Annotated in this window: 27 protein-coding genes and 1 tRNA gene; 15 read left to right on the plus strand and 13 right to left on the minus strand. The window is 69.4% G+C overall.

Annotation, left to right across the window (positions count from 1 at the left end; translation table 11 throughout):
- Nucleotides 1-134 precede the first annotated feature (134 nt).
- A complete protein-coding gene (locus tag KBZ04_RS03075; protein WP_254990426.1) occupies nt 135-941 on the plus strand; it encodes a metal ABC transporter ATP-binding protein in 807 nt (268 codons plus the stop codon).
- 8 nt (nt 942-949) lie between these two features.
- Here the strand turns inward: KBZ04_RS03075 and KBZ04_RS03080 are convergent, their stop codons facing one another.
- Complete coding sequence (locus KBZ04_RS03080; RefSeq protein ID WP_254990427.1) at nt 950-1,684, minus strand: peptidase; 735 nt, start codon at nt 1,682-1,684, stop codon at nt 950-952.
- Complete coding sequence (locus KBZ04_RS03085) at nt 1,684-2,172, minus strand: DUF2214 family protein (RefSeq protein WP_254990428.1); 489 nt, start codon at nt 2,170-2,172, stop codon at nt 1,684-1,686. The genes KBZ04_RS03080 and KBZ04_RS03085 overlap by 1 nt, the downstream gene beginning before the upstream one ends.
- Before the next feature lie 215 nt (nt 2,173-2,387).
- On the opposite strand from KBZ04_RS03085, the gene KBZ04_RS03090 reads away from it, so the two are divergent.
- From KBZ04_RS03090 to KBZ04_RS03110, 5 genes are all read left to right on the plus strand, one after another.
- On the plus strand, nt 2,388-3,308 hold the full coding sequence (locus tag KBZ04_RS03090) for a sigma-70 family RNA polymerase sigma factor (protein WP_254990429.1): 921 nt from the start codon (nt 2,388-2,390) through the stop codon (nt 3,306-3,308).
- Nucleotides 3,309-3,406: 98 nt separating this feature from the next.
- Entirely contained in the window at nt 3,407-3,784 is a 378-nt protein-coding gene (locus KBZ04_RS03095) for a YkvA family protein (protein WP_254990430.1), read from the plus strand.
- Nucleotides 3,785-3,793: 9 nt separating this feature from the next.
- Complete coding sequence (locus tag KBZ04_RS03100) at nt 3,794-4,135, plus strand: hypothetical protein (protein ID WP_254990431.1); 342 nt, start codon at nt 3,794-3,796, stop codon at nt 4,133-4,135.
- Nucleotides 4,136-4,226: 91 nt separating this feature from the next.
- Entirely contained in the window at nt 4,227-4,496 is a 270-nt protein-coding gene (locus KBZ04_RS03105) for a hypothetical protein (RefSeq protein WP_254990432.1), read from the plus strand.
- Nucleotides 4,496-5,017: a phosphate-starvation-inducible PsiE family protein gene (locus tag KBZ04_RS03110; RefSeq protein ID WP_254990433.1), complete on the plus strand. Its 522-nt coding sequence runs from the start codon at nt 4,496-4,498 to the stop codon at nt 5,015-5,017. Before KBZ04_RS03105 ends, KBZ04_RS03110 begins: the two co-directional genes overlap by 1 nt.
- Here the strand turns inward: KBZ04_RS03110 and KBZ04_RS03115 are convergent.
- On the minus strand, nt 4,923-5,474 hold the full coding sequence (locus KBZ04_RS03115; RefSeq protein WP_254990434.1) for a Nif11 domain/cupin domain-containing protein: 552 nt from the start codon (nt 5,472-5,474) through the stop codon (nt 4,923-4,925). The genes KBZ04_RS03110 and KBZ04_RS03115 overlap by 95 nt on opposite strands.
- Nucleotides 5,475-5,492: 18 nt before the next feature.
- Nucleotides 5,493-5,969, minus strand: coding sequence for a GNAT family N-acetyltransferase (locus KBZ04_RS03120; RefSeq protein ID WP_254990435.1), 477 nt, complete (start codon nt 5,967-5,969; stop codon nt 5,493-5,495).
- Nucleotides 5,970-6,072: 103 nt separating this feature from the next.
- Here KBZ04_RS03120 and KBZ04_RS03125 point away from each other — a divergent pair, with 103 nt between their 5' ends.
- Both KBZ04_RS03125 and KBZ04_RS03130 read left to right on the plus strand, forming a co-directional pair.
- A complete protein-coding gene (locus KBZ04_RS03125) occupies nt 6,073-6,435 on the plus strand; it encodes an AbrB family transcriptional regulator (RefSeq protein ID WP_216909975.1) in 363 nt (120 codons plus the stop codon).
- Entirely contained in the window at nt 6,432-6,827 is a 396-nt protein-coding gene (locus tag KBZ04_RS03130) for a c-type cytochrome (RefSeq protein ID WP_254990436.1), read from the plus strand. The genes KBZ04_RS03125 and KBZ04_RS03130 overlap by 4 nt, the downstream gene beginning before the upstream one ends.
- Nucleotides 6,828-6,874: 47 nt before the next feature.
- On the opposite strand, the gene KBZ04_RS03135 is transcribed toward KBZ04_RS03130, so the two are convergent.
- The 5 genes from KBZ04_RS03135 to KBZ04_RS03155 all read right to left on the minus strand — a co-directional run bounded on the left by KBZ04_RS03135 (nt 6,875) and on the right by KBZ04_RS03155 (nt 9,400).
- The gene (locus tag KBZ04_RS03135; RefSeq protein ID WP_254990437.1) at nt 6,875-7,141 is read right to left on the minus strand and encodes a YciI family protein; all 267 of its coding nucleotides are present in this window, start codon (nt 7,139-7,141) and stop codon (nt 6,875-6,877) included.
- Complete coding sequence (locus tag KBZ04_RS03140; RefSeq protein WP_254990438.1) at nt 7,138-7,776, minus strand: DUF938 domain-containing protein; 639 nt, start codon at nt 7,774-7,776, stop codon at nt 7,138-7,140. The genes KBZ04_RS03135 and KBZ04_RS03140 overlap by 4 nt, the downstream gene beginning before the upstream one ends.
- Before the next feature lie 142 nt (nt 7,777-7,918).
- Nucleotides 7,919-8,764 (minus strand): tryptophan synthase subunit alpha, encoded by an 846-nt coding sequence (gene trpA / locus KBZ04_RS03145; RefSeq protein ID WP_254990439.1) that lies wholly within the window; start codon nt 8,762-8,764, stop codon nt 7,919-7,921.
- Nucleotides 8,765-8,809: 45 nt separating this feature from the next.
- Nucleotides 8,810-9,145 (minus strand): DUF3007 family protein, encoded by a 336-nt coding sequence (locus tag KBZ04_RS03150; RefSeq protein WP_216909967.1) that lies wholly within the window; start codon nt 9,143-9,145, stop codon nt 8,810-8,812.
- A gap of 3 nt (nt 9,146-9,148) precedes the next feature.
- The gene (locus KBZ04_RS03155; protein ID WP_254990440.1) at nt 9,149-9,400 is read right to left on the minus strand and encodes an NAD(P)H-quinone oxidoreductase subunit L; all 252 of its coding nucleotides are present in this window, start codon (nt 9,398-9,400) and stop codon (nt 9,149-9,151) included.
- 40 nt (nt 9,401-9,440) lie between these two features.
- Here KBZ04_RS03155 and KBZ04_RS03160 point away from each other — a divergent pair.
- Both KBZ04_RS03160 and KBZ04_RS03165 read left to right on the plus strand, forming a co-directional pair.
- A tRNA-Leu gene (locus KBZ04_RS03160) sits at nt 9,441-9,524 on the plus strand.
- A 258-nt stretch (nt 9,525-9,782) separates the two neighbouring features.
- Nucleotides 9,783-10,082, plus strand: coding sequence for an MTH1187 family thiamine-binding protein (locus KBZ04_RS03165; RefSeq protein WP_254990441.1), 300 nt, complete (start codon nt 9,783-9,785; stop codon nt 10,080-10,082).
- 3 nt (nt 10,083-10,085) lie between these two features.
- On the opposite strand, the gene KBZ04_RS03170 is transcribed toward KBZ04_RS03165, so the two are convergent.
- Nucleotides 10,086-11,243, minus strand: coding sequence for a glutaredoxin family protein (locus KBZ04_RS03170; RefSeq protein ID WP_254990442.1), 1,158 nt, complete (start codon nt 11,241-11,243; stop codon nt 10,086-10,088).
- A gap of 92 nt (nt 11,244-11,335) precedes the next feature.
- Between KBZ04_RS03170 and KBZ04_RS03175 the strand changes: the two genes are divergently transcribed.
- Nucleotides 11,336-11,995, plus strand: a complete 660-nt coding sequence (locus KBZ04_RS03175; protein ID WP_254990443.1) for a DJ-1/PfpI family protein — start codon at nt 11,336-11,338, stop codon at nt 11,993-11,995.
- A 5-nt stretch (nt 11,996-12,000) separates the two neighbouring features.
- On the opposite strand, the gene KBZ04_RS03180 is transcribed toward KBZ04_RS03175, so the two are convergent.
- Nucleotides 12,001-13,935: a bifunctional diguanylate cyclase/phosphodiesterase gene (locus KBZ04_RS03180; protein WP_254990446.1), complete on the minus strand. Its 1,935-nt coding sequence runs from the start codon at nt 13,933-13,935 to the stop codon at nt 12,001-12,003.
- A gap of 445 nt (nt 13,936-14,380) precedes the next feature.
- Here KBZ04_RS03180 and KBZ04_RS03185 point away from each other — a divergent pair, with 445 nt between their 5' ends.
- Nucleotides 14,381-14,884 carry an NAD(P)H-dependent oxidoreductase subunit E gene (locus KBZ04_RS03185; protein WP_254990447.1) on the plus strand — a complete coding sequence of 168 codons (504 nt, stop codon included), beginning with the start codon at nt 14,381-14,383 and terminating at the stop codon, nt 14,882-14,884.
- Here the strand turns inward: KBZ04_RS03185 and KBZ04_RS03190 are convergent.
- Together KBZ04_RS03190 and KBZ04_RS03195 are read right to left on the minus strand one after the other, a co-directional pair.
- Nucleotides 14,866-16,638, minus strand: coding sequence for a GGDEF domain-containing protein (locus KBZ04_RS03190; protein WP_254990449.1), 1,773 nt, complete (start codon nt 16,636-16,638; stop codon nt 14,866-14,868). The genes KBZ04_RS03185 and KBZ04_RS03190 overlap by 19 nt on opposite strands.
- On the minus strand, nt 16,635-19,238 hold the full coding sequence (locus tag KBZ04_RS03195) for a putative bifunctional diguanylate cyclase/phosphodiesterase (RefSeq protein ID WP_254990452.1): 2,604 nt from the start codon (nt 19,236-19,238) through the stop codon (nt 16,635-16,637). The genes KBZ04_RS03190 and KBZ04_RS03195 overlap by 4 nt, the downstream gene beginning before the upstream one ends.
- A gap of 254 nt (nt 19,239-19,492) precedes the next feature.
- Here KBZ04_RS03195 and KBZ04_RS03200 point away from each other — a divergent pair, with 254 nt between their 5' ends.
- The 3 genes from KBZ04_RS03200 to KBZ04_RS03210 form a co-directional block, all read left to right on the plus strand.
- Nucleotides 19,493-20,452 (plus strand): ABC transporter substrate-binding protein, encoded by a 960-nt coding sequence (locus KBZ04_RS03200; RefSeq protein ID WP_254990454.1) that lies wholly within the window; start codon nt 19,493-19,495, stop codon nt 20,450-20,452.
- A gap of 53 nt (nt 20,453-20,505) precedes the next feature.
- Nucleotides 20,506-22,104: a NuoF family protein gene (locus KBZ04_RS03205; protein WP_254990456.1), complete on the plus strand. Its 1,599-nt coding sequence runs from the start codon at nt 20,506-20,508 to the stop codon at nt 22,102-22,104.
- On the plus strand, nt 22,101-22,624 hold a 524-nt coding region (locus KBZ04_RS03210; RefSeq protein ID WP_254990458.1), incomplete at its 3' end, for a 2Fe-2S iron-sulfur cluster-binding protein. The genes KBZ04_RS03205 and KBZ04_RS03210, both read left to right, overlap by 4 nt.

Raw genomic sequence — 22,624 nt, forward strand, 5'->3', positions numbered from 1 at the left:
CGTCTTGCCTGAAGCTCCGGTCACGGCGATGCAGGTCATGGGCGGTCTGGGTCCAGAGCGTTGGCCTCCATTCTCGTGGCCGGCACGTCGGCATGGCGACAGCCAGCCCGGGGCCGGCTGGGTAGGCTGCAGCCATGGCCGAAATGGTTCTCGAAGTCAGTCACCTGAGCGTGCGGCGTGAGGCCGTCACGGCGGTGGATGACGTCAGCTTCCAGCTGGTGGCCGAATCCGACACGGCCCTGGTGGGCCCGAACGGGGCCGGCAAGAGCACCCTGGTGCAGGCCATCCTCGGCGTCCTGCCCCGCCAGGCCGGCGAAGTGCGCTTCCTGGGCTGCAGCCTCGGCAGCCGCGGCCAGTTGCCGCGGGAGCTGCGCGCCAAGCTCGCCTACCTGCCCCAGACCCTGGTGCCCCGGGGCCGCTTCCCGCTCACGGTGGCCGAATTCGTGGGCCTGGGCTGGGATTCGCCGGGCCTGTCCCTGCCCTGGCTGGGTCGCCAGGAGCGCCGCAGCGCCATCCGCGCCGCCCTGCGCAAAACCCTCTGCGACGACCTGGCCGACCGCCTGCTTTCGGAGCTCTCAGGCGGCCAGCTCAAGCGGGTGCTGCTGGCCTTCTGCGTGGTGCGCCCCCGCCGCCTGCTGGTGCTCGATGAGGCCCAGGCCGGCCTCGACGCCCGGGCGGCCGAACAGTTCCACACCCTCCTCTACCAGTTGCGGCGCAGCGAAGGCTGGACGATCCTGCAGGTGTCGCACGACCTGGAGATGGTGCGCCGCACCTGCGATGGCGTGCTCTGCCTCAACCGCAGCCTGCGTTGCCACGGCACCCCCGACCACGCCCTCAGCCCCACCCGGCTGGCCCAGATCTACGGCCCCGGTTTCGTCCCCTACCACCACCGCCACCCGCCCCACCGGCCCCCCCACGCCGAGGAGAGCCCGCCGGCCTGAACGGCCCCTCAGCGGGATGCCGGCGCCGCCGGCAGTGGCGCGCCGAATCGCGTCGGTTGCCCATACAGCCAGCGCAGCGTGGCCCGATCGCGCCCGCTGAGCTCCAGCACCGGCCGGGCCCCGGGAACGGCCGCCATGGCGTCGGCGGGATCGTCGCTGTGGCCCCACAGCCCGAAGGCGTGGCCCAGTTCATGCAAAGCGGTGGCCTCAGTCGCCTCCGGCCGCTGCCCCGGGCTGATCAGCACCTGCACCTGGGGCTCCAGGATCCAGCCGGCGCCGCGGTCGGCCTCCACCAGCGCCAGCTCGGCGCGGCCGTGGCTGGCCCGGGTGCGGCCGGTGGCCTGCCGCTGCAGCGGCGGCCGCCGCCGCAGGATCCGCACCTGGGCCGCCGCCGGATCCTCCACCCGGGTGATCGTCAGTTCCTGTTGCCACTGGCCCAGGGCCCGCTCCACCGCCCCGAGCCAGAGGGCGTCCCAGCGTTGGCCGGCGCCGCCCGTCGCCGCCGGCTCCACCCACACGCACCAGTGGTCCAGCCTGGGCCAGCCCCAGGCCGTGGGCCGCAGCCGCTGGCGGTAGTCCTCGGGCCCGGCGGCGGTTGGTTCCAGCTCCTGGCGGCCCGGCTCCCCGACGGCTCGGGTGGCCCCGGCCACCGGGCAGGCCGCTGCAGCGGCACCGAGCGGCGCCGCCAGCAGCAGCAGCGCCGGCACCAGGCCGGCCACCAGCAGGCGGTGCGGCCGGCCCATCAGCCCGCCAGTCCGACTCCGCGGGCCATCAGGGCGGCCATCAGAGGAATGGCGGCGAAACCCGCCAGCTCGATGTTGAGCACCCAGCGCAGCCGGTTGGCCAGGGCCTCGCTGACGTTGGGCAGCTCCCCCTTGCGCAGCGGAATCGCCCAGAGGATGTAGGTGATGGTGGGGTAGAGGGAGAGGGCGCCCACCGCCAGGTAGGTGCCCACCTTCCACCAGAACAGGGGGTTCTCGGTGTAGAAGCTGGAGCCCTGGCCGAAATACAGCACCCGCAGGATGCCGCTGAGCAGCACCCCCAGGGCCGCCAGGCCGTAGGTCACGTCCGTGATCACCATCAGGATCGCGTCCTTGCGGTCAGGGTCGGGCCGGATCAGGCGCCGCTCCAGCACCAGGGCGCCGAAGCAGACCATGAAGCTCAGGTAGTGCACGTAGGCCACCCCGGCGCTGGACAGCACCTCGGAGGGGATGGAGAGAAGCCCGGCCATCGGCTGGTGTCAGGGGATCGCTCCGGACGGTAGCGGCTGACTCCTGGCCTGCGGGCCCAGGCGCACACCGTCTTCTGTCATCCGGTTGAAATCGGCAGAAAATAAGGAATCGGCGCCCTTTATGCGGAAGACGCAACGGAACACTGAAGGCTTTCTGTTTGTTTCAGGAACATCCAGAAACAACCCTAGGTTCAACAAAGCGATTCGGTTGCTTTATGGCGAGTTCCCTCAGTGCCTTTCTCGGCGAGATCGGCCGCCATCAACTGCTCACCCCTGAGCAGGAGCTCACCCTTGGCCGAAAAGTGCAGGCCATGGTGAGCCTGCAGGAGCGCTGTTCCGAGGCGGGCGGCAGTGGCCCCGCCTGCGACTACGACGACATTGAAAAGCGCACCATGCGCAACGGGGAGCGGGCAAAACAGCAAATGGTGACAGCCAACCTGCGCCTGGTCGTCAATCTCGCCAAGCGCTATCAGGGCAAGGGACTGGATCTACTTGATCTGATCCAGGAAGGCACCATCGGTCTGACTCGCGCCGTCGAAAAGTTTGATCCCACCCGTGGTCACCGTTTCAGCACGTATGCCTACTGGTGGATCCGTCAGGGTCTGAACCGTGCCCTCTCCACCCAGAGCCGCACGATCCGCATTCCCGTCAACGTCAACGAGAAGCTCACCCGGCTGCGGGCCGCCAAGGCGCGCCATCTCCAGTCCCACGGCCATGCCCCCAGCGCCGGGGAGCTGGCCACCGCCATGGGGCTGCCCGTGGCCGAGGTCGAAGACCTGCTGGGCTGCGAGCTGCGCAGCGTCACCGTCAGCCTGCAGGGGGCCGTGCGCTCCAAGGCCGATCCCTCCGAACTGGTGGATGTGCTGGCCAGCAATGAGCCGGCGCCGATGGAGCGGGCCGAGCAGGCCGAGCGCACCGAGTCGGTCTGGACCCTGCTGGAGAAATCCAACCTCACCCCCAAGGAGCGCACGGTGGTGATGCTGCGCTTCGGGCTCGACGGCAGCCACGAGTGGCGCACCCTGGCCGAGGTGGCCCGGCAGCTGGAATGCAGCCGCGAGTACTGCCGCCAGGTGGTGCAGCGGGCCCTGCGCAAGCTGCGCAAAACCGGCATCGAGAGCGGCCTGGTGGAGGAGTGAATGGTGGGGGATCCGCCCCTCGTGGATCCCGCGGCGTGGCCCACAGAATGAATGGACGCCCAACTCGATGGCGTGTTCCTTCTTCTGAGCAGATCGCCATGGCTGTTGCTCCCGCTGACCAGGCCCCCGTCGATGCCGAGGTGCTCGAGAGCGCGGTGCTCGATGAGGCGCTGCTGGTGCGGCTGCTGCGCCGGGCCGGCCGCACCATCGCCCGCCCCGCCTTCGAATGCGTGGAGCTGCTGGTCGACGGCGGCACCCCCCCCCAGGTGCGCCTCACCGTGCTGGCCGCCCTCACCTACCTGCTGCTGCCCCTCGATGTGATCCCCGATTTCATCCCGGCGGCCGGCTTCAGCGACGACATGGTGGCCCTCACGGCCCTGCTGGGGCTGTGCAGCACCCATCGCACACCGGCGATCCGCGCCCGGGCCCAGAGCCGGCTGGACCGCTGGTTCCCCCTCTTCCGCCAGCAGGGGTAGCGTCTGGCCATGCCAGCGTCCGCCCCCTCCCTCAGCCCGGAGCAGCTCGACGAGCTCCAGAGCCTCCTCAAGGACTGGCTGCGCCTCACCGGCCGCACCCAGTCTGACCTGCGCCGGGCCCTGAGGGCCGGTTCGATCCGCATGCCCGTGCTGCTCGATGAGCTGCACCGCACCTGGATCCGCCAGGGGGCGGCGGGCCTGGCCGAGCGCCTCTGTGCCATCGAAGCCCAGTGGCTGGCCGAGGAGCCCGGCGAGGACGGTGCGTTCTCCGCCGCCGGTGACCCGTTGGCGGATTCGATGGGGCAGCTCGACCTGCTGCTGCAGGAAATCCGCGGCGACAGCGGCAGCTGACGCACCGCGCTCGCCGCGCTGGCGGGCCAGGCGACCAGCCTCCAGAGTGGGGTCTGACCGATCCTGCGGCCCCGCGCCGACGCCCACCGCCATGAACGCCACCGCCGTCCTCACCCGCGCCTTCCCCTGGTCCCTGCGGGCCGCCGCTGCCCTGGTGGCCGGTCTGTGCTTCAGCGGCGGAGCCCAGGCCCAGGTCGAATCCTTCATGCTCAAGCGTGGTGGCAATGTGGGGCCGGAAACCCAGATCAAGCCCACCAACTGCGTCACCGCCACCGATGGCTCGATCACCTGCGACACGGTGATCCAAAATCCCGCCAGTGACACGCCGGCCCAGCCCAACTACCAGCCGTTCAAGAACTGATGCGACGCCTGCAGCGGATCTTCCAGGACACGATCTTTCTTCGCCTCATCGACAAGGGAGAGCGTCTTGTGGCCAAGTTGCTGGCCGTCATGCTCTTTCTGGTGCTGTTGGTGGCGGCCCTGAAGTTCACCTTCGAGGTCGTGGTTCAGCTGTTCGACCCCAACCGGCGCTGGGTGGGGGAAGGCCTGATCGCCGTGCTAGGCGACCTGCTCAACCTGCTGATTGCCATCGAGGTGCTGCAGAACATCACCTCCTACCTGCGCCGACACGTGGTGCAGATCGAACTGGTGCTGCTGACCGCCATCACGGCCGTGGCCCGGAAGGTGATCGTGCTGCCCCCGAACGCCGAGAACAAGCCCATGCTGGTGGTGGGCCTCGGGTTGGCGGTGCTGTGCCTGGCGGCGGCCTTCTGGATGGTGCGCCGGGTCAATGAGTCGGAAACGGCGTCCAGAACAGGGCCAGCCAGATCGTTCCAGGAGGCGGGTCAGTCGCCAGCAGCCGGTGCCGCCGGCCCGCACTGATCTGCAGGGCCTCACCGCAGGCCAGGGCACGGGGCTCGGCCTCATCGGCGAACTGCAACCGGGCACTGCCCTGCAGCAGCAGCACCCATTCGTGTTCGGTCTGGTCGTACCAGAAGCCCTCCGGGCTCTTGGCGCTGCAGGAGTGGATCCGCTCCAGCCGCAGCTGAGGGGTCTGCAACAGCACCGTTGTCACTTCCTTCCCGGCGGCGGGGCACGGGCCCCGCACCAGGGAGGCGCCTTCCCCAGCAGAGCCTGATCCTGCCCCGTCGCCCGCTGGTGGCTCGCCCCAGCGCCGGCCGATCTCGAAGCCGCAGGAGCGGGCCAGGGCCACCACCTGATGGTGATCGCCACAGTCGCGCAGGGCTGCTCTCAGGGCGGGATCGGCCTCGCTCAGGGCCACGAAGGCCTGGAGCTGGCGCACCTTCTCCAGGAACTGCTGCAGCTGGGCTTCGGCCATGGGGGAGGGGCGCAGGCGTCAGGGCAGATCCTTGCCCATCCGCCAGCGCAGGAACGACACGCCGCCCAGGAGCACCGTTTCTTCGGCGTCCACCACCCAGCCCCGCCGCTCCAGCAGCGGCCGTGACAGCTGGCTGGCCTCGGTGCGCAGCCGGCCCACCCCCTGGGAGCGGGCGTACTGCTCCAGGGCTTCCAGCAGGGCGCTGGCCCGTCCCTGGCGACTGGAGCGGCCCCGGCAGTAGAGCAGGGCGAGCCGGTCGATGGGGTCGAGAAGGGCAAACGCTTCGATGATCGTGTCGTCGTCCTTGGCACAGCTCACCAACCCATGGCCGCGCCCCAGTGACGACCGGAAGGCATCATTGCGGCTTGCCTGTTGTGACCAGGCCTCGATCTGTGAAGGGCTGTAGAGGTTGCCGGCCTGGCTGATGACCGCCTCGTGATAGACAGCGACCAGCTGCTGGCAATCATCGGGCCGGAGTGGACGGATCGGCAGCATCGTGGCGGTGAATGTGCATGGATTGTCGCCGCTTTCGGCAGCAGGCTGATGGCGCTGGTGTATGTTTTAGTTCTAACCTCACACACGACACCGCTTACATACCATGCTGACTGGATCGGAATTGCTGGCCAAGGTCAAGGAACTCGGCGATGTCGGCAAGTCCGAGATCGTGCGGGCCTGTGGCTATGTTTCCACCAAGAAGGATGGCGCCGAGCGCCTGAACTTCACCGCCTTCTACGAGGCCCTGCTTGAGGCTAAAGGCGTCGAGTTCGGTGCGGCCGGCAAGGTGGGTAAAGGCGGGCGCAAACTCAGCTATGTCGCCACCGTGCAGGGCAACGGCAATCTGCTGATCGGCAAGGCCTACACCGCCATGCTCGATCTCAAGCCCGGTGATGAGTTCGAGATCAAGCTCGGCCGCAAGCAGATCCGCCTGATTCCCGCCGGCAGCGCCGACGAAGAGGATTGATCCGCTGGCGTCCGCTGCTGTCGGTCCTGGTGGCCCTGCTGCTGGTGCTGGGCCTGGTCCTGCCGCCACCGGCCCTGGGCTTCGCAGGGCGGGCGGCAGCCTTAGACTCCGCCGATCCTGAGGTCGCCCGGCTTGAAACCGGCGGCCGGCTGTTCGAAGCCCACTGCGCCGGCTGCCATGTCCAGGGCGGCAACATCATCCGCCGCGGCAAGACGCTGAAGCTGGCGGCCCTGGAGCGCAATGGCGCCGCCGACCCAGCGGTGATCGCCACGATCGCGGCGGCGGGCATCGGCCAGATGGGGGGCTACGGCCAGGCCCTCGGTGAGGGAGGCGCTGAAGCGGTGGCCGCCTGGGTGTGGCAGCAGGCCCAGGACGGCTGGCCCCGCGGCTGAACCCGATGTCGTTGACTTTGCCCCAGCCCTCTGTGCCGGAGAGAGGTTCAGATGGCCTGGATCCAGGGATAGACCTCCACAGCCGTCCAGATGCCCTGGCGCCAGTAGATGTCGCCTTTGACGAGGCTCTCCACCGTCTCCAGGTCGTCGGCTTCGTAGAGGCCGAAGACGTGGTTGGCGTCGACGGTGGGCCCCAGGGTGAGCAGCACGCCCTCCTCCTTCTGGCGTTGCAGTCCGGCCAGATGCTCGTCGCGGTAGGGGGTGCGGCGCTCAAGGGCGTCGGCGCAGTAGGTGCCCCAGAGGACGAATTTCACTGTCCGCGCCCTTCGTTGCTTTTTTGAAACACCAGCAGGCGGTTGTTGGCCGGCATGGCCGCATCGGCCTGAAGGTGCAAGCCCAGAGGGGCGGCTTCCGCCTGGAGCGTCTCGGCGTCGCGCACCCCCATGGCCGGATCCCGCTGGCGCAGATGGAGGTCGAAGTCCCCATTGCTGGCGGCGGTGTGGCGCTCGCCATAGCGAAAGGGGCCGTAGATCAGCAGCAGACCATCGGCGCTCAGCACCCGGGCGCTGCCGGCCAGCAGGTGGGGCACGGCGGTCGCCGGCATGATGTGCAGCGTATTGGCCGTGAACACGGCGTCGAAGGGTCCGGCTGGCCATTGGGCGTCGGTCACATCGAGCGCCACCGGAGGCGCCACCCGGGCCCCGGGGGCCAGCCCCGCCTGGCCCTCCAGGGCAATGCGCCCGGCCAACCCAGCCAGGGATTCGTTGCGCTCACTGGGCTGCCAGTGCACACCCGGCAGATGGCGGGCCATGTGGATGGCGTGCTGGCCACTGCCCGAACCCACCTCCAGCACCCGGGCCGCCGGCGGAATCCACCGGCGCAGCAGCGTCAGGATCGGCTCCTGGTTGCGCAGGCAGGCGGGAGAAAAAGGCAGGGCGTCCAGGGTCATCGCCCCATCATGGGAGCAGTCGCCCCATGGCCATGTCGTCCCCTGCCCCGCGTCCCGTGTCCTGGCTTGCCCCGGCATCGCTGCTGGCCGCCCTGGGGCTGCTGCTGACGCTGGGCGCCTGCGCCCCCGTGCTGTAGCTCGGCTAGAGGGGCTGGTCGAGGGCGGCGCGCAGCTCGGCGGCGAAGGCACCGGCATCCGCGGCCACATCGGCTCCGTCCCGGTGGGCCTGGGCCATGCGGCGCACCAGGGCGCTGCCCACGATGGCACCGTCGCCACCCCAGCGGCGCACCTGCAGGGCCTGCTCGCCGGTGGCGATGCCGAAGCCCACGGCCACCGGCGTGGGGCCCAGCTGGTGCAGTTGCTGCACCAGCGGTCCCACCCGCGTTTCCAGGCTGGTGCGCACCCCCGTCACCCCGGTGACACTCACCAGGTAGGTGAAGCCGCGGCTGGCGGTGTGGATGCGGGCCATGCGCTCGGCCGGGGTGTTGGGGGCCACCAGCAGCACCAGATCCAGGCCATGGCCGGCGGCGATGGCGGAGAGTTTCTGGGCCTCCTCCAGGGGTAGATCCGGCACCACCAGGCCGGCGGCACCGGCGGCGGCGGCCTCACGGCAGAAGTTGTCCATGCCCCGGTTGAGCAGGGGGTTGCTGTAGGTGAACAGCACCACCGGCAGGGTGAGCTGGCCCCGCAGGCCGGCCAGCATCGCCAGAACCCGGCCGGGGGTGGTGCCGGCGGCCAGGGCCCGGCTGGCGGCGGCCTGGATCACCGGGCCATCCGCCAGGGGATCGCTGTAGGGGATGCCCAGTTCGATCAGATCGGCGCCGGCGGCCTGCAGGGCCAGCAGGCTGGCGGCGGTGATCGACAGATCGGGGTCCCCCGCCATCAGAAACGGCATCAGGGCGCAGCGCCCCTGCTCCCGCAGGCTGGCGAAGCGCTGCTGGATCGCGGTGGGGGCGGTGGCAGGGCCGGCGGTGGCGGCGACGCTCATCGGGCCGGAGGGCAGGACGGTGCCCCTGAGCCTATGGGGTCGTCTTCACATCTCGGCATCGGCCTGGAGCTGCCCCACCTCGGCCAGGAGTTTGGCCTGCTCTTCAGGGCTCATGGCGTCGAACTTGCGCTGCAGCTCGTCATCGGTGACGGCGTCGTAGGCGGCCCGGTAGCGGCGCCGCTGCTCCATGTAGGTCATCTTGCCGCCCACCACCCGCAGCAGGTAGCTGGCGGTCCAGCCGAGCACCACCAGCATCAGCAGGGCTGAGGCGGCGATGCCGGGGGAGAAGCCCTCCAGGCCGCTGGAGCGGAACACCCAGTAGCCGCCGCCGCCGATGGCGAAGACCGCCAGCCCCAGCAGGATCGCCTGTGCGCGGGTCACTGATCAGGCCTCGCCCTGGCCGGCCATGCGCAGGTTGAGGAAGGGGGCGAACAGGATCAGACCCGGGAAGAACAGGAACACCAGGCCGTAGACGGCGGTGCGCTCGATCTTGCCCATCAGGGTCCAGCGCTTGTGCATCCACCAGTAGAGGGCCAGTGGCACCACCACCAGGTAAGCCCCGGCCAGAGCCAGATAGGCGCCGATCACCAGCAGGATGTCGAGCGAAAGGCTGCTCAGAGGTCCGCTCAGGGCCACCGGGGTTGCGCGAAGTGGGACGAATCTAGGATCCCCGCGCGGGGGCATGGCGAAATTGGTAGACGCAGCGGACTTAAAATCCGCAGGCTGCAAGGCTGTGGGGGTTCAAGTCCCCCTGCCCCCATCGCGCGTTGCTGGCCGCGAACCACCGCAGCCAGGACAAAAGTTCATCACCGACTGTGTCTGTGGCTCTCCACACGCATCGGTTCCACGGGCTTTCCCTGCGGCACCACCCGGCCTAGACCGAAGCCATCGTGGGATACCGAAGTTGGTTCATGTCGCTCCGCTGCTGGCCGCCACCTGCCTGGCTGGATTTGCCCTGCTGCAGTTGCTGTTCAGCATCGGCACCTGGTGAGGATGGGCCCCCTGCCCGTCTTCGGCCATGAAGGTGATCGTCGATCTCTGCGTGGTGCCGATCGGCGTGGGGGTGAGCCTGGCGCCCTATGTGGCCACCTGCGAGCGGGTGCTGCACCAGGCCGGGCTGACGATCCGGCTGCACCCCAACGGCACGGCCATTGAAGGGGAGTGGGCGCCGGTGATGGCGGCGATCGAGGCCTGCCATGCCGCGGTGCACGCGATGGGCTGCCCGCGGATCTTCACCACCGTCACGATCAACACCCGCACCGACCGCGACCAGAGCCTCGACGACAAGCTGGCCAGCGTGCAGGCGCTGCTGGGGTGACCCTCACATCAGCCACCCCGGCCGCAGCAGCAGCGCCAGCCCCAGCGCCAGCATCACCCCGCCACTGATGAGCTTCAGCCAGCGGCCGCCGGATTCGGTGAGCTTGTGGCTGCTCAGGGCCAGCACGGCGGCGGCCACCATCAGGCTGTCGTCGGCGATGTACCCCAGGATGTAGAGGCCGAGGTAGGCGTAGTGGGCCGTGGCCGGCAGGTTCTGCTGGCTGAGTACCGCTGTGTAGATGGCCGGCAGGCCGGCGGTGCAGAGCAGCTCCACGGCATTGACCACCACGGCCAGGACCGCCACCGCCGCCAGGGCCGGCAGCAGGGAGCGGGACTGGACGACCTGGCGCAGGCGGGCGTAGAGGCCTGGCTTGGCTTCCGCCGGGATCGAGAGGGTGAAGATGCCGCCCTGGCGCCGGCTGTCCAGCACGTTCACCACCCCAACGGAGATCGCCAGCCCCGCCAGCAGCAGCCGCAGCCAGGTCGACCAGCCCAGCAGCAGGAACACGTTCAGCCAGGCGGCCATGAAGGCGTAATACACCGCGCCGCTGACCAGCACGAACGTGCCCGCCACCAGGGCCATGCGGCGACGGTCGCGCCAGTGCACCAGCAGCGACAGCAGGAACAGCAGCACCCACATCGCGCAGGGATTGAAGCCGTCCAGCAGCCCCATCACCAGGGTGAACAGGGGCAGGCCGAGGCCGGCAACACCGACATGGCCCAGGGGTCCGAGGCTGAGCTCCGTGGCGGTGGCCTGGACCGCGTCAGGCCTGGCCTTGTCCGACACCCCGGTCAGGGCGAGCAGCTCGCGGCCGCGGCCCCCAGGGTCATCAAAACCCACCAGTACCTGGCCGGCGTAGACGAAGGTGGGGACGCCGGGGGCCTGGATGCCCTGCTGCCGCGACAGACGCAGCAGGTCGTCGCGGGCCTGGGGCTCGTTCCCCACGTCCCGCAGGCGCACCCGCACCGCCGGCCGCTGCCGCTGCAGCTCGGGCAGGAAGGCCTTGGCGGCGGCGCAGTGGGGGCACCCCTCGCGCACGAACACCTGCAGTTCCCCGGCGGCGGCGACGGCTGCAGGCGGCCCCAGGGTCAGCAGGATCGCCAGGGCCAGCGCCAGCAGCCCTGGCCGCCAACGGCGGTTCACGGTTGTGGCTGTCCCCATCGCCGCCGCCCCAGGGCTTGGTCCTGATCCTCGCCGGGTTGGGTTGTCGATGGGAGACTTGGCCCGTCCACCAACCCCAGGGCCCACCGCAGATGCCTCCAGCCGCATCCACCGGCCAGTGGACCGGCACCTTCGGGATCCTGCTGTTCCCTGGGGTGGAGGAGCTTGACGCCATCGGACCCTGGGAGATGGCTTCCCTCTGGGCGCGCCAGAGCGGCGGCCCCGAACGCTGCCTGATGATCGGCCAGGACGACGGCCCGATCTTCTGCGCCAAGGGGCTGGTGCTGGTGCCCCACGCCAGCTTCGCCACCGCTCCGCCGCTGGATGTGCTGCTGGTGCCGGGCGGCCAGGGCACCCGCACCGAGGTGAACAATCCTCAGCTGATCGCCTTCATCCGGCATCAGGCGGCCCATTGCCGGGCGGTGCTTTCGGTCTGCACAGGGGCCTTCCTGCTGCATGCCGCGGGCTTGCTCAGTGGCCGCCGGGCCACCACCCACTGGGCCTCCCTGGGGCGCCTGCGGGCCCTCGGTGATGTGGAGGTGGTGGAGGAGCGCTTCACCCGGGACGGGGCCATCTGGACGGCGGCCGGCATCGCGTCAGGCATCGACCTTACCCTGCACTTCATTGCTGAAACGGCAGGAGACGATGTGGCCGGCACGGTACAGCTGGAGGCCGAATATTTCCCGGCTTCGACGATCTACGGCTCGGCCGCCAGCAGCGGCAAGGGGGCGGCCTACTTCCGCAGCCTGTGAGTCGTTCAGAGCACGGGCTGCCAGGCGACGCCGCGGTCTTCCACCCCGTCGCTCTGTTCGCTGAAGGCCAGCACCTGGTTGCGCCCGGTCTGCTTGGCACGGTACATGGCGCGGTCGGCCCTGGAGATGATCTCGTCGGGGTTTTCACCGGGTTCGACCATGGTGACGCCGATGCTCAGGGTGATCGACAGGAAGCCGGCACTGGTGGGGATCGGTTCGGCGACGGCCCGACGCAGCTTTTCGGCGATGGTCACCGCATCACCCAGGCTCCGCACCCCCTGAAGCATCACCATCAGCTCGTCGCCGCCGATGCGGGCGGCCATGTCGCCACTGCGCAGGCCCATGCGGATTCTGGTGGCCACGGTCCGGAGCAGTTCGTCGCCGGGGATGTGGCCGAAGGTGTCGTTGATCTCCTTGAAGTTGTCGAGGTCACAGAAGAGAACGGCGGTGGCGTCGCCATGGCGCAGCACGCGGCCGGCGATGGCGGTGATCTGCTCCAGGGCCTCGTGGCGGTTCACCAGGCCGGTCAGTTCGTCGGTGCAGGCGCGGCGGGCCAGCTCCCGTTCGGCGGCCACTTCCTGATCCACGGTCCGGAACGAGCCGACGATGCCATTGAGCCGGCCATCGAGATCCTTGTGAGGGCTGGCATGCAGCTCCACCCAGCGATGGCTGCGGTCGTGGGCCAGGGCCTGCAGCCGGCTGACCACGGTGCGCCCGGCGGCCAGGGCGTGGAGGTCGCGCTCCAGGGCGGGATGCTCGTCGGCAGGGATGAAGCGGCTGAGGGGGTGGCCGATCCAGTCCTTCGGCTGCCAACCCAGCATGCAGGTGAGCGAGGGGGAGATCCAGCTGATCAGCCCGTCCTTGATGAGCATCACCACATCGCTGGAGTTCTCCGCCAGCAGCCGGTAGCGCTCTTCCGAGGTGGCCAGGGCGGCTTCCGCCTGCACCATCTCGGTGACGTCATTGAACTGGGCGATCACGAAGGCTGTGCTGCCGTCGGCATGGCGGGAGCAGGACACGCTGCAATCGACCCAGATGGCGCTGCCGGCCTTCTGGAGGATGCGCTTGCGCAACCGATAGCAAGGGAGCCGGCCGCCCAGGAGCTCCTCCATCAACGGGCTTTCGCTGGCCTGGTCCGCCGCCGGTGAGAACGACTGCCAGGTCAGGCCCTCCAGGCCGACGTGATCCTGGTCGAGCAGGCCGCTGCCGGTGGGGTTGATCGAGAGGAAATGGCCCTGGGCGTCGAGCAGGGCGATGCCGGTGGAGGCGTTCTCCAGCGTGAGGCGCAGCCGCTCCTCCGAGGACGCCAGGGCCGCCTTGGTGCGTTCCTCCGCCTGACGGGCCTCCACCTCCCCCTGGATGTCGCGCCAGCTGCCCACCAGGCCCAGCACGTCTCCATGGGCCCCGAGCACCGGTCGCAGGGCCATCGAGATCCAGCGGCTGCCCCCATCGGCGCTCAGGAAGCGAAGGTCGCAGTCGGGGCTGCTTCCCTGCCGCACCTGGTCCATGGCCTGCCGCAGCCGTCCCCGGTCGTCCTCCAGCAGCAGTGTCTCGATGGTTTCTCCCTGCAATTGACTGGCGTCATGGCCGAGCAGCTGGCGCACCGATGGGGAGACCCAGGTGATCCGGCCTTCGCGGTCGCTGCTGAGGACCACATCCGGAGCGTTTTCGGCCAGTAACTGATAGTGCTCCTTGAGCTCCCGATTGCTGCGCTCCTTGGCTTGAAGCTCCCGGGCCAGATGCATCGACACCCAGGCCATGCCGATCAGGCCGACCAGCCGCAGCATCAGCTCCAGCGTCGTGACCCCGGGCGCCTGAAGCGACCAGATGACGGTCAGCACAATGGCCAGACTCGTGAACCAGCCCACCTGGCGCGGCGTGGCGAACGAGGCCGCCAGAACCACGGGGATCCAGTAGTACTGGAACAGGGTGATTCCCATGGATCTGGTGAGAGCCAGATCCACCAGAAATAGGCCGATCAGAGCAACAGCCGCGACGACGAATCTTCTGCGATAGCGAGGTTGGGGGGGAGTCAAATGATCCGGATGGACGAAGGAGACAACCCATCACCAGCGGCCCATGCCACCGCCCTGGTGGTGGAGGCTTATCGGTTGGAAGCTTCCGCGTTGCTGTCAGGGCTTCGCTGTTGGCCGCTGCCATGCTTTTCGCATGCCAGAGCTGATGTAGGGAGTAACAGAACAAAACTCAACGCCATGGCCGCTGACTGAGCCTGGAACAGCAGATTCATGGCGTGGGCGCCCATAGCGATCGGATTATAGGTGGACCCCCGCATTCGGGCTGCAGCCGATCCCGCTGCATTCCTGCCGCGGTCTGCTGACCATGCCCCCGGCTCTGGCTAGCAAGGGGCGGTGGGAGAACAACGGCATGACCCCTTCGGCCCCGTCCAGCACCGACCCGCGCATCACCCTGGTGATCCGCCGCCACGGGGCCCGCGCCGACGCCCTGATCGAAGTGCTGCACCAGGTGCAGGAGCTCCACGGCTACCTGGCGCCGGAGTCCCTGCGGGACGTGGCCACCGGGATGCGGCTGCCGTTGAGCCGGGTCCATGGCGTGGCCAGCTTCTACCACCTGTTCCGGCTGGAGCCCCCCACCGCCCACCGTTGCGCCGTCTGCCTCGGCACCGCCTGCTACGTGAAGGGGGGTGCCCAGGTGGCGGCCCGCATCGAGCAGCGGCTGGGGGTGAGCCTTGATGATCCGGCGGGCGATGGCGTCTGGGCCCTGCAGCACGTCAGCTGCCTGGGGGCCTGCGGCCAGGCACCGGTGCTGGTGGTGGATGGGGAGCTGATGACGCGGTTGCCCGTCGACCCACCCGAGGCGCTGGACGCCCGGCTGGAGACCGCCGGCCTGCCTCAGCGCACCACCACCTGATCGGCCCCCAGCTCGCGGGATTGGTTCAGGGCCAGCTCCACCCTGGCGAGCATGGCCTGCCCGTTGGTGTCCGAGGAGTCCAACAGGCTGATCCCCGCGCTCATCGCCAGTGTCCGGGGCGATCCGTTGGCGGATGGCAGGGCCGTCTCGCGGACGATCTTTCGGATCTGGTCCGCCGTGGAGCGGGCCCTTTCGAGGGGCTGATCCCAGAGCAGCAGCAGGAATTCACTGCCGCCGATGCGGAACAGCTCGTCGTTGGAGTGGAGCCGCTCCCTCACGGCGGCGATCAGTTGCTGCAGGACCTCGTCCCCCTTCTGCCGGCCCAAGGCCGTATTGATCGGCCGCAGGCCATGCACGGCGAAGGCCAGGCAGGTGAGGGGCACGGAGCAGGCACGGGCCCGCTCGCTGATCAGCGCCAGGCTGAGTTCGAGCTCGGAGCGGTTGGCGGCACCGGTGAGGGAATCGGTGGAGGCGAGGTGTCGCTGTTGCACGCTGCACTGTTCAAGTTGCGCACTGACCACTGCGAGTTCCTGGCGCAGGTGGGCTGCCTCCTGCCTGTTCTCGTCGAGGCGCGTCGCCAGTCCCTCGATCTCAGCGATGCCGCTTCTGTCCTCGGCGGTGCTGTCCGCGGTGGCGGCCACAGCCGCGGGGCTGATCAGAAGCCGGAGCTGCCTCTCCATCAGGGCGGCCACCACCTCGCTGAGCAGGACCCCCAGCAGGATCACCCAGAGGAGCGTGGTGAGCAGGGCGGTGCTTTGCTGCTGCAGCTTGAGCACCACCGGGGAGGCGGGTTGCACCACCTGCACCCGATACCGGGGGGAGGTCATGGTGGTGCTCCAGTACCCGTTCACCCACGTCTTGAGGGCAAGGCGATGCTCCCTGGGAACCAGGATCTCCAGCCCATCCAGCTTGCTCTGATCCGGTGGGGCATTCTGGAAATGATTCTGCAGGCGCAGGAACAGCCCGGGGTTGGAGCTGATCTGGTTGCCCGCAGAGTCGATGAGCAGGAAGGCCGCCGAGCCGATGCTGGCGGGCAGTCCCCGGGTGGGTTCGCCGAGTTGGAGGGGATCGATCCTGGCGGCGGCCTCGGCGACGGTCTGCAGGTTCTCCAACACCCCCTCCTGGGAGGCCCGTTGCAGCTGGCTGCACGACAGCAGGGTGATGCCGAGCGAGGGCAGGGTGATCGAGGCCAGCACCACCGAAAACACGATGCCCCGCAGGGGCAGCAACCCCTGGCCCCGCCGATGGCGCCGCAACTGCAGCAGCACGAACAGCAGGAAGGCCACCACCGTGTTGGCCACGCCGTTGACCGCCTGCTTGGCGGCCACCACCCCCACATTCGCCGGATCGATGAGCAGCACCGAGCCGTACAGGAAGAACACCAGCGGTACTCCCACCAGGAGCCAGAAGACGGCGTCGGCCAGGACGATGCGGCCCTTGAGGTCGTTCTCCGGCGGGCCGCTGAAGCGGTTGACAAACACCGCCAGCCACAGGGCTTCGGCGCTGAAGATCAGGATCGCCCAGGGGTGGCCCCACAGCGTCCAGGTGGTGAGGCTCGCGATGGCGGCGATCGCCACGTTCCACCAGCCCCGCAGCCAGAGCAGGGCGAGCGTGGAGGCGATTGATCCGAGCAGGATCTGGATGCTGAAGCACAGGGGCACCGGGCAGGCGTTCCCCAGAACTGCCAGCCCGGCCAGCAGGGCCAGAAGCAGGGCCCGGCGCGGAATCATGGGGCCCACGGCGGTGGAACTCATGGGAGGTGCACCCTGGCGGGCACACCACCGGGCGCCGGGGCGGCGGCCGCGGCCGTCCGGAGCAGGGCTTCAAACTGGGTGGGATCCAGCGGACGGCTGAACAGATAGCCCTGGAACGCCGGGCAGCCGCAGCGCAGCAGGAACGCCAGTTCCTCGGGCCGCTCCACCCCCTCGGCCAGGATATTCACCCCCAGCCCCCGGGCCATGGCCAGGGAGGCGAGCACGATCGACTGGGAGGCGGGGTTGGTGTCAACGCCATCCACAAACGAGCGGTCGATCTTCAGCTTGCTGATGGGAAACCTGTGGATGGTGCTGAGGGAGGAAAAACCGGTGCCGAAGTCGTCGACCGCCAGTTCCACCCCCATGCTCTCCAGTTCTAGGAGCTGTTCGCGCGTACCGAGAGCCGGCATCAGGCAACTCTCCGTGATCTCCAGTTCCAGCAGGGCGGCGCCAAGCCCCGTCCGGGCCAGGCACGCCGCCACCAGATGGGGCACGGTCTGCTTCGGGTCCTGGAACTGACGGTTGGAGAGGTTCACCGCCAGCCGGCCAGGGGCCAGGCCCCCCAGCACCCACCCCTGCCACTGGCGGCAGGCGACCTCCAGCACCCAGGCGCCGATGCGGTGGATCAGGTCGCTGGCCTCGGCGATGGGGAGGAACTCCAGCGGTGAAATAGGGCCGAACTCCGCACTGTGCCAGCGCAGCAGGGCCTCCGCCCCCAGCAGATCCCCCTGGCCATCGACCTGGGGCTGAAACAGCACCTTCAGCTCCCCCGCTTCCACCGCCCGCTGCAGGTGGGCTTCGATCGCCAGGCGGTGCCGGCTGCGGATCGTCATCTCGGTGGAGTACCTCAGGATCGTCTGGGCTCCCCGGCGCCGGGCCTGCCCCAGCGCCGTGGAGGCGAACAACAGCAGGGATTCCGGCTCCCTGGAGTCCTGGGGGAAGCAGCTCAGGCCCGCCCATGCCGAAAGGGCCAGGTCCAGCGCCTCCACCCGGCCCAGTGGATCGGCCAGTCCGGCCAGGATGGCGCTGGCCAGCGGCAGGCCCGTGGCCTCCGCCGGATCCAGGGAATGCACGATCAGGAACTCATTTCTGCCGACCTGGGCCAGGACGTCCGTGGGGCCCACGAAGCGGCCGAGCCGATCGACCACCCCCTGCAGCACGCGGTCCCCCTTGGCCTGGCCGAAGCTCTCCTCGATCCGCTTGATCCCGTCGAGTTCGATCCAGACCACCGCCAGGGGTTGCGTCTGCTGGCACAGCTGACCCAGGCGCAATTCGGCCATCTGCAGGTTGGGCAGCTTGGTGAGCGGGTCGTGGAACCCCAGGTACTCCAGCTGCCGTTCCTTCTCCTGCAGACGGGTCAGATCGGCCAGTGTTGCGACGAAGTGGCTGGGGACTCCCCCTGCGTCATGGACCACCCCCATCCGCATCCAGGCGGGGTAGATCTCCCCGGAGGCCCGGCGATTCCAGATCTCCCCTTCCCAGCGGCCGCTGCCGAGCAGCTGGTCCCAGAGCGCCGCAAAGAACGCCTTTGACTGATAGCCCGAATTCATCAGGCGGGGGTTGCGCCCCACCAGCTCCTTTTCCGTATAGCCGGTGATGGCGCTGTAGGCCCCGTTGCAGGTGAGAATCGAACCGGCGCTGTCGGTGATCACCACGCCCTCCTCGATCAGGGAGCCGGCCCGGCGATGGAGGCGGAGCCACTGGCGGCTCTCCTCCAGCTGTCTCCGCAACTCCGCCAGGCTTCGCCCCTCCCTCTCGGCCTGAAGGCTGCGCCGTCGCAGCTCGCGGGCCAGCAGGGCCGCCAGCAGGGTGGTCGCCAGGCCCAGCAACAGCACGGCCCCCCAGGTGGGCAGCCAGGCACCGGTGGCCTGCAGGCGCACCTGCACCAGCAACAGCCACCGCTGGCCCCCGGTTTCAAGCCACCGCGACTGGGCCTGGGGCAGCGCCTCGGCCCGGGGAAGGTTGCGGGAGTCGTAGAGCAGCCGGGCCGGATCGGCGCGATCGCCGCTGTAGAGCTGGATGTCGACGGGCTCCTTGAGCTGGATCAGCGGGTGGTGCAGGGCCGTCCGCAGGAAGTCGCGCAGCGGCAGGGTGGCGAAGGCCCAGCGGGTGGTTGTGCTGCTGCCGAAAGGAAGCATCTGAACGAGGAAGGCCGGCTCCCCGGGCCCTGAACGTCCGGGGAGCAGCCAGCCTTCGGCGGGGGTCTGCTTCAGGCGCAGGCCCCTCTCGGCGTCAGGGACCTGGGACCAGAGATCGCTGCCCAGCAGCCGGCGGCTGGCGGGATCCAGCGGGGCGATCAGGCGGATCGGTGCCCTGCCGGGGGCGGCCGTGGCGTAGCCCAGCAGGCCGATGCCATCCAGGGATTGGCCGTCGCTGGCCAGGGAAGCGACGAAGCGCTGCAGCTCCGAAAGGCTGACCTCCTGCGAGGCCAGGTCCAGACCGGCCAGGCTGCGCAGCACCGATTCGGTGCTGGCCAGTTTGCGTTGCAGGGCGGTGAGGACCACATCGGCCGTGGGCTCCACCCGTTGACCATGCTCCAGCCTGGATTGGTGGTAGGTGTTCCAGGTGAGAAGGGTGGTGCCGAGGAGGCCGACCGCCACCACGCCAACCACGAGCAGTCGCCCCTTCCGGTCGATGCGTGCGTCAGCAGGCGGGAGGTAAGCCAGGGGCAGTATTGGCGGCGGGGGAGAAGGGCCTGTGGGAGGAGTTCCGCGAAGGGCAAAAGTTGCGCGTTCCTTGCATCATACTTTCTTTAGATTTTACGGCCCACCCCATGGGGGCATCCGCAGCCATCGCCGTTCCTCCTGGAAGACGCAAGAGGAACGGCGGGCTGCACCGGTCTGGCGGCCTCGCTGTGCTGGCTTCCCTGCTGCTGACTTTGGTGCTGGCCTGCCAAGGCCAGGCTCCCCGGGTGGTGCTGGCGGTGCACCCCTGGCCGGGATACGCCTACTTCTCCCTGGCCAAGGCCCGCCATCCCTACGACCCCCGACGGCTCCACCTGGATCTGCGCAACTACGCCGACTCGGCGGCCACGATGGAGGCCTACATCTCGGGGGGGGCCCAGGCGATCGCCACCACCGCGATCGAGGTCGTCACCATCTGTGGGGTGGCTCCCGACCGGTGTCCGGTGATCGTCTACGTGATCGATGAATCCCGGGGAGCCGATCAAGTGCTGGCCCGCCGGGGCGTGAAGGATCTGAAGGGCCTGGTCGGCCGGCCGATCGCCCTCGACCGCAGCACCCTGTCCCGGTACGTTCTGGCGCGGGCGTTCGAGTCCGGGGGACTGCCGCCCCCCGAGCCATCCCAGCTGCGTTTCCTCCCGGCCGCCGCCTGGGAAGCGGCCCTGCGGCGGGGGGAGGTGCAGGCGGTGGTGACCTACCCCCCCCGGAGCGACCAACTGCTGCGTTCCCAGCCGTTGCACACGCTGTTCAGCAGCCGGCAACTTCCCTACGAGATCCTGGACGTGCTCGCCGTCGAACCCGAGCTGCTGCGCCAGCATCCCGACGCCATCCTGGCCCTGGTCCAGGGCTGGCAGGCGGTCCGGCTGGAGGAGAGCCGCCGCCCGGCGGCGGTGCACCATGCCATGGCGGACGTTCTCGCCCTTGAGCCGTCCGAGGGGCCGTTCCCGTCGGACGGCATCCGCTACCCCGGTCCCCAGGAGCAGTACGAGCTGCTCGACCCGGCTCAGAACAACCTGCCCCCCCTGCTGGAGAAGTTCCGCCAGGTGCTGTATGCCAATGGGGTGATCCCGGCCAACACGCCCCTGCCGGCCACGGTGGACAGCATCGCCCGGGCGCTGGCCAAAGCCAAGTGAGCGGCGCAGCAGCGATTTCCTGGCTAGCAAGTCGATAGGCGCCCCCGGTCCCCATGCCCGTCCCCCCGCAGCTGCGCTGCTGCGATGCCAGTGGTTGCCGTTCCGCCGGTGGCCAGGCCCTGCGCGCCGCCCTGGAGGGTGCCCGGGACGCCGCCGGCCTCACGGCTGAGGCGCTGACGATCAAACCGGTGGGTTGCCTGCGCCTCTGTGGCAGCGGTCCCCTGGTGGCCTGCGACGGGCCCGGCCCCACCCAGCTCTTCGGCGGTGTGGCCCCGGAACACGCCGGGGCCCTGATCGCCGCCGGCCTTGCCACAAGCGGCGACGCCCTGGCGGCCCACCGGCTCGATCTGGAGGCGCCCTTCTTCGCCCTGCAGCGGCCCGTGGTGCTTGAGGGCTGCGGGCAGGTGAATCCGGAATCCATCGATGACGCGATCGCGTTCGGCACCTACGCCCAGCTGCACCGCGTCCTGGAGGAGCTCACCCCCGAGCAGGTGCGCGACGAGGTGCGCCGCAGCGGTCTGCGCGGTCGGGGCGGCGCCGGCTATCCCACGGGTCTGAAGTGGGACACGGTGGCCCTCCAGCCCCCCGGCCCCCGCTACGTGGTCTGCAACGCCGACGAGGGGGACCCGGGCGCCTTCATGGACCGCAGCGTGCTCGAAAGCGATCCGCACCGGCTGATCGAAGGGATGGCGATCGCCGCCTACGCCGTCGGCGCCGAGCGGGGCTTCGTCTACGTGCGGGCGGAATACCCCCTGGCGATCGAGCGGTTGCGGCTGGCCCTGCAGCAGGCCCGCAGCCGCCACCTGCTGGGCAACCACATCCACGGCACCACCTTCAACCTGCGGCTGGAGGTGCGGGTGGGGGCCGGCGCCTACGTCTGCGGTGAGGAGACGGCCCTGCTGCTCTCGATCCAGGGTCAGCGGGGCATGCCCCAGCCCCGGCCCCCCTTCCCGGCCCAGTCGGGTCTCTGGGGGGCGCCCACCCTGATCAACAACGTCGAGACCTTCACCGCCGTGCCGGCGATCCTGCGCCAGGGCGGCGACTGGTACGCCGCCATCGGCACCGAGCACAGCAAGGGCACCAAGGTGTTCGCCCTCTCCGGCGCGGTGGTCAACACCGGCCTGGTGGAGGTGCCGATGGGCACCCCCCTGCGCACCGTGGTGGAGGTGATCGGTGGCGGGGTGCCCGATGGCTCGCCGATCAAGGCGGTGCAGACGGGGGGGCCTTCGGGGGGCTGCATCCCGGCGGAACGGCTCGACACCCCCGTCGACTACGAAAGCCTGGTGGAGCTCGGTTCGATGATGGGCTCCGGCGGCATGGTGGTGATGGGGGGGAGCACCTCCATGCCGGAGGTGGCGCGTCACTTCATGGGCTTCAGTGTCAACGAGAGCTGCGGCAAGTGCGTCCCCTGCCGCGCCGGCACCGTGCAGCTGGCCCAGCTGCTCGATCGCTTCGTGGAACGCCGGGCCACCTCCGCCGACATGGAGCGCCTCGATGCCCTCTGCCAGATGGTCAAGGTCACCAGCCTCTGCGGCCTGGGCCAGTCGGCCCCCAATCCGGTGCTCAGCACCCTGCGCTGGTTCCGCCATGAATACGAGGCGGCCTGCCGGGAGCCCGCAGGCGTCGTCGCCGGCCAGGGGGTGGAGCGATGAGTGTCGTCACGCTCACGGTGAATGGCCAGAACGTGGCCGTGCCGGCGGGGGCCAGCCTGCTGGAGGCCACCCGGGCCGCCGCGGCCGATGTCCCCACCCTCTGCCACCTCGACGGCCTCAACCCGGTGTCCTCCTGCCGGCTGTGCCTGGTGGAGGTGGAGGGGTCGAGCAAGCTGCTGACCGCCTGCAGCACCGCCGCCGCCGAGGGCATGGTGGTGCACACCCACACCCCCCGGCTCAGGGAGTACCGGCGCATGGCGGTGGAGCTGTTCTTCGCCGAGGGCAACCACGTCTGCGCCGTCTGCGTGGCCAACACCCACTGCGAGCTGCAGGACATGGCCGTGACCGTCGGCATGGACCACTCCCGCTTCCCCTACCAGTACCCCCAGCGGTCGGTGGATGCCTCCCACCCCCAGTTCACCCTCGACCACAACCGCTGCATCCTCTGCACCCGCAGCGTTCGGGTGTGCGACGAGATCGAGGGGGCCCATGTGTGGGACATCGGCAGCCGCGGCGGCCA

Origin of the sequence: Cyanobium sp. N5-Cardenillas (assembly GCF_024345515.1) — a bacterium.
Taxonomy (GTDB): domain Bacteria; phylum Cyanobacteriota; class Cyanobacteriia; order PCC-6307; family Cyanobiaceae; genus Cyanobium.

What these genes read in the sequence shown, in the direction of transcription:
- KBZ04_RS03075 (WP_254990426.1), top strand. Translation starts at nt 135, where the DNA reads ATGGCCGAAATGGTTCTCGAAGTCAGTCACCTGAGCGTGCGGCGTGAG.
- KBZ04_RS03080 (WP_254990427.1), bottom strand. Translation starts at nt 1,684, where the DNA reads ATGGGCCGGCCGCACCGCCTGCTGGTGGCCGGCCTGGTGCCGGCGCTG.
- KBZ04_RS03085 (WP_254990428.1), bottom strand. Translation starts at nt 2,172, where the DNA reads ATGGCCGGGCTTCTCTCCATCCCCTCCGAGGTGCTGTCCAGCGCCGGG.
- KBZ04_RS03090 (WP_254990429.1), top strand. Translation starts at nt 2,388, where the DNA reads ATGGCGAGTTCCCTCAGTGCCTTTCTCGGCGAGATCGGCCGCCATCAA.
- KBZ04_RS03095 (WP_254990430.1), top strand. Translation starts at nt 3,407, where the DNA reads ATGGCTGTTGCTCCCGCTGACCAGGCCCCCGTCGATGCCGAGGTGCTC.
- KBZ04_RS03100 (WP_254990431.1), top strand. Translation starts at nt 3,794, where the DNA reads ATGCCAGCGTCCGCCCCCTCCCTCAGCCCGGAGCAGCTCGACGAGCTC.
- KBZ04_RS03105 (WP_254990432.1), top strand. Translation starts at nt 4,227, where the DNA reads ATGAACGCCACCGCCGTCCTCACCCGCGCCTTCCCCTGGTCCCTGCGG.
- KBZ04_RS03110 (WP_254990433.1), top strand. Translation starts at nt 4,496, where the DNA reads ATGCGACGCCTGCAGCGGATCTTCCAGGACACGATCTTTCTTCGCCTC.
- KBZ04_RS03115 (WP_254990434.1), bottom strand. Translation starts at nt 5,474, where the DNA reads ATGGCCGAAGCCCAGCTGCAGCAGTTCCTGGAGAAGGTGCGCCAGCTC.
- KBZ04_RS03120 (WP_254990435.1), bottom strand. Translation starts at nt 5,969, where the DNA reads ATGCTGCCGATCCGTCCACTCCGGCCCGATGATTGCCAGCAGCTGGTC.
- KBZ04_RS03125 (WP_216909975.1), top strand. Translation starts at nt 6,073, where the DNA reads ATGCTGACTGGATCGGAATTGCTGGCCAAGGTCAAGGAACTCGGCGAT.
- KBZ04_RS03140 (WP_254990438.1), bottom strand. Translation starts at nt 7,776, where the DNA reads ATGACCCTGGACGCCCTGCCTTTTTCTCCCGCCTGCCTGCGCAACCAG.
- trpA (WP_254990439.1), bottom strand. Translation starts at nt 8,764, where the DNA reads ATGAGCGTCGCCGCCACCGCCGGCCCTGCCACCGCCCCCACCGCGATC.
- KBZ04_RS03165 (WP_254990441.1), top strand. Translation starts at nt 9,783, where the DNA reads ATGAAGGTGATCGTCGATCTCTGCGTGGTGCCGATCGGCGTGGGGGTG.
- KBZ04_RS03170 (WP_254990442.1), bottom strand. Translation starts at nt 11,243, where the DNA reads ATGGGGACAGCCACAACCGTGAACCGCCGTTGGCGGCCAGGGCTGCTG.
- KBZ04_RS03175 (WP_254990443.1), top strand. Translation starts at nt 11,336, where the DNA reads ATGCCTCCAGCCGCATCCACCGGCCAGTGGACCGGCACCTTCGGGATC.
- KBZ04_RS03180 (WP_254990446.1), bottom strand. Translation starts at nt 13,935, where the DNA reads ATGGGAATCACCCTGTTCCAGTACTACTGGATCCCCGTGGTTCTGGCG.
- KBZ04_RS03185 (WP_254990447.1), top strand. Translation starts at nt 14,381, where the DNA reads ATGACCCCTTCGGCCCCGTCCAGCACCGACCCGCGCATCACCCTGGTG.
- KBZ04_RS03190 (WP_254990449.1), bottom strand. Translation starts at nt 16,638, where the DNA reads ATGAGTTCCACCGCCGTGGGCCCCATGATTCCGCGCCGGGCCCTGCTT.
- KBZ04_RS03205 (WP_254990456.1), top strand. Translation starts at nt 20,506, where the DNA reads ATGCCCGTCCCCCCGCAGCTGCGCTGCTGCGATGCCAGTGGTTGCCGT.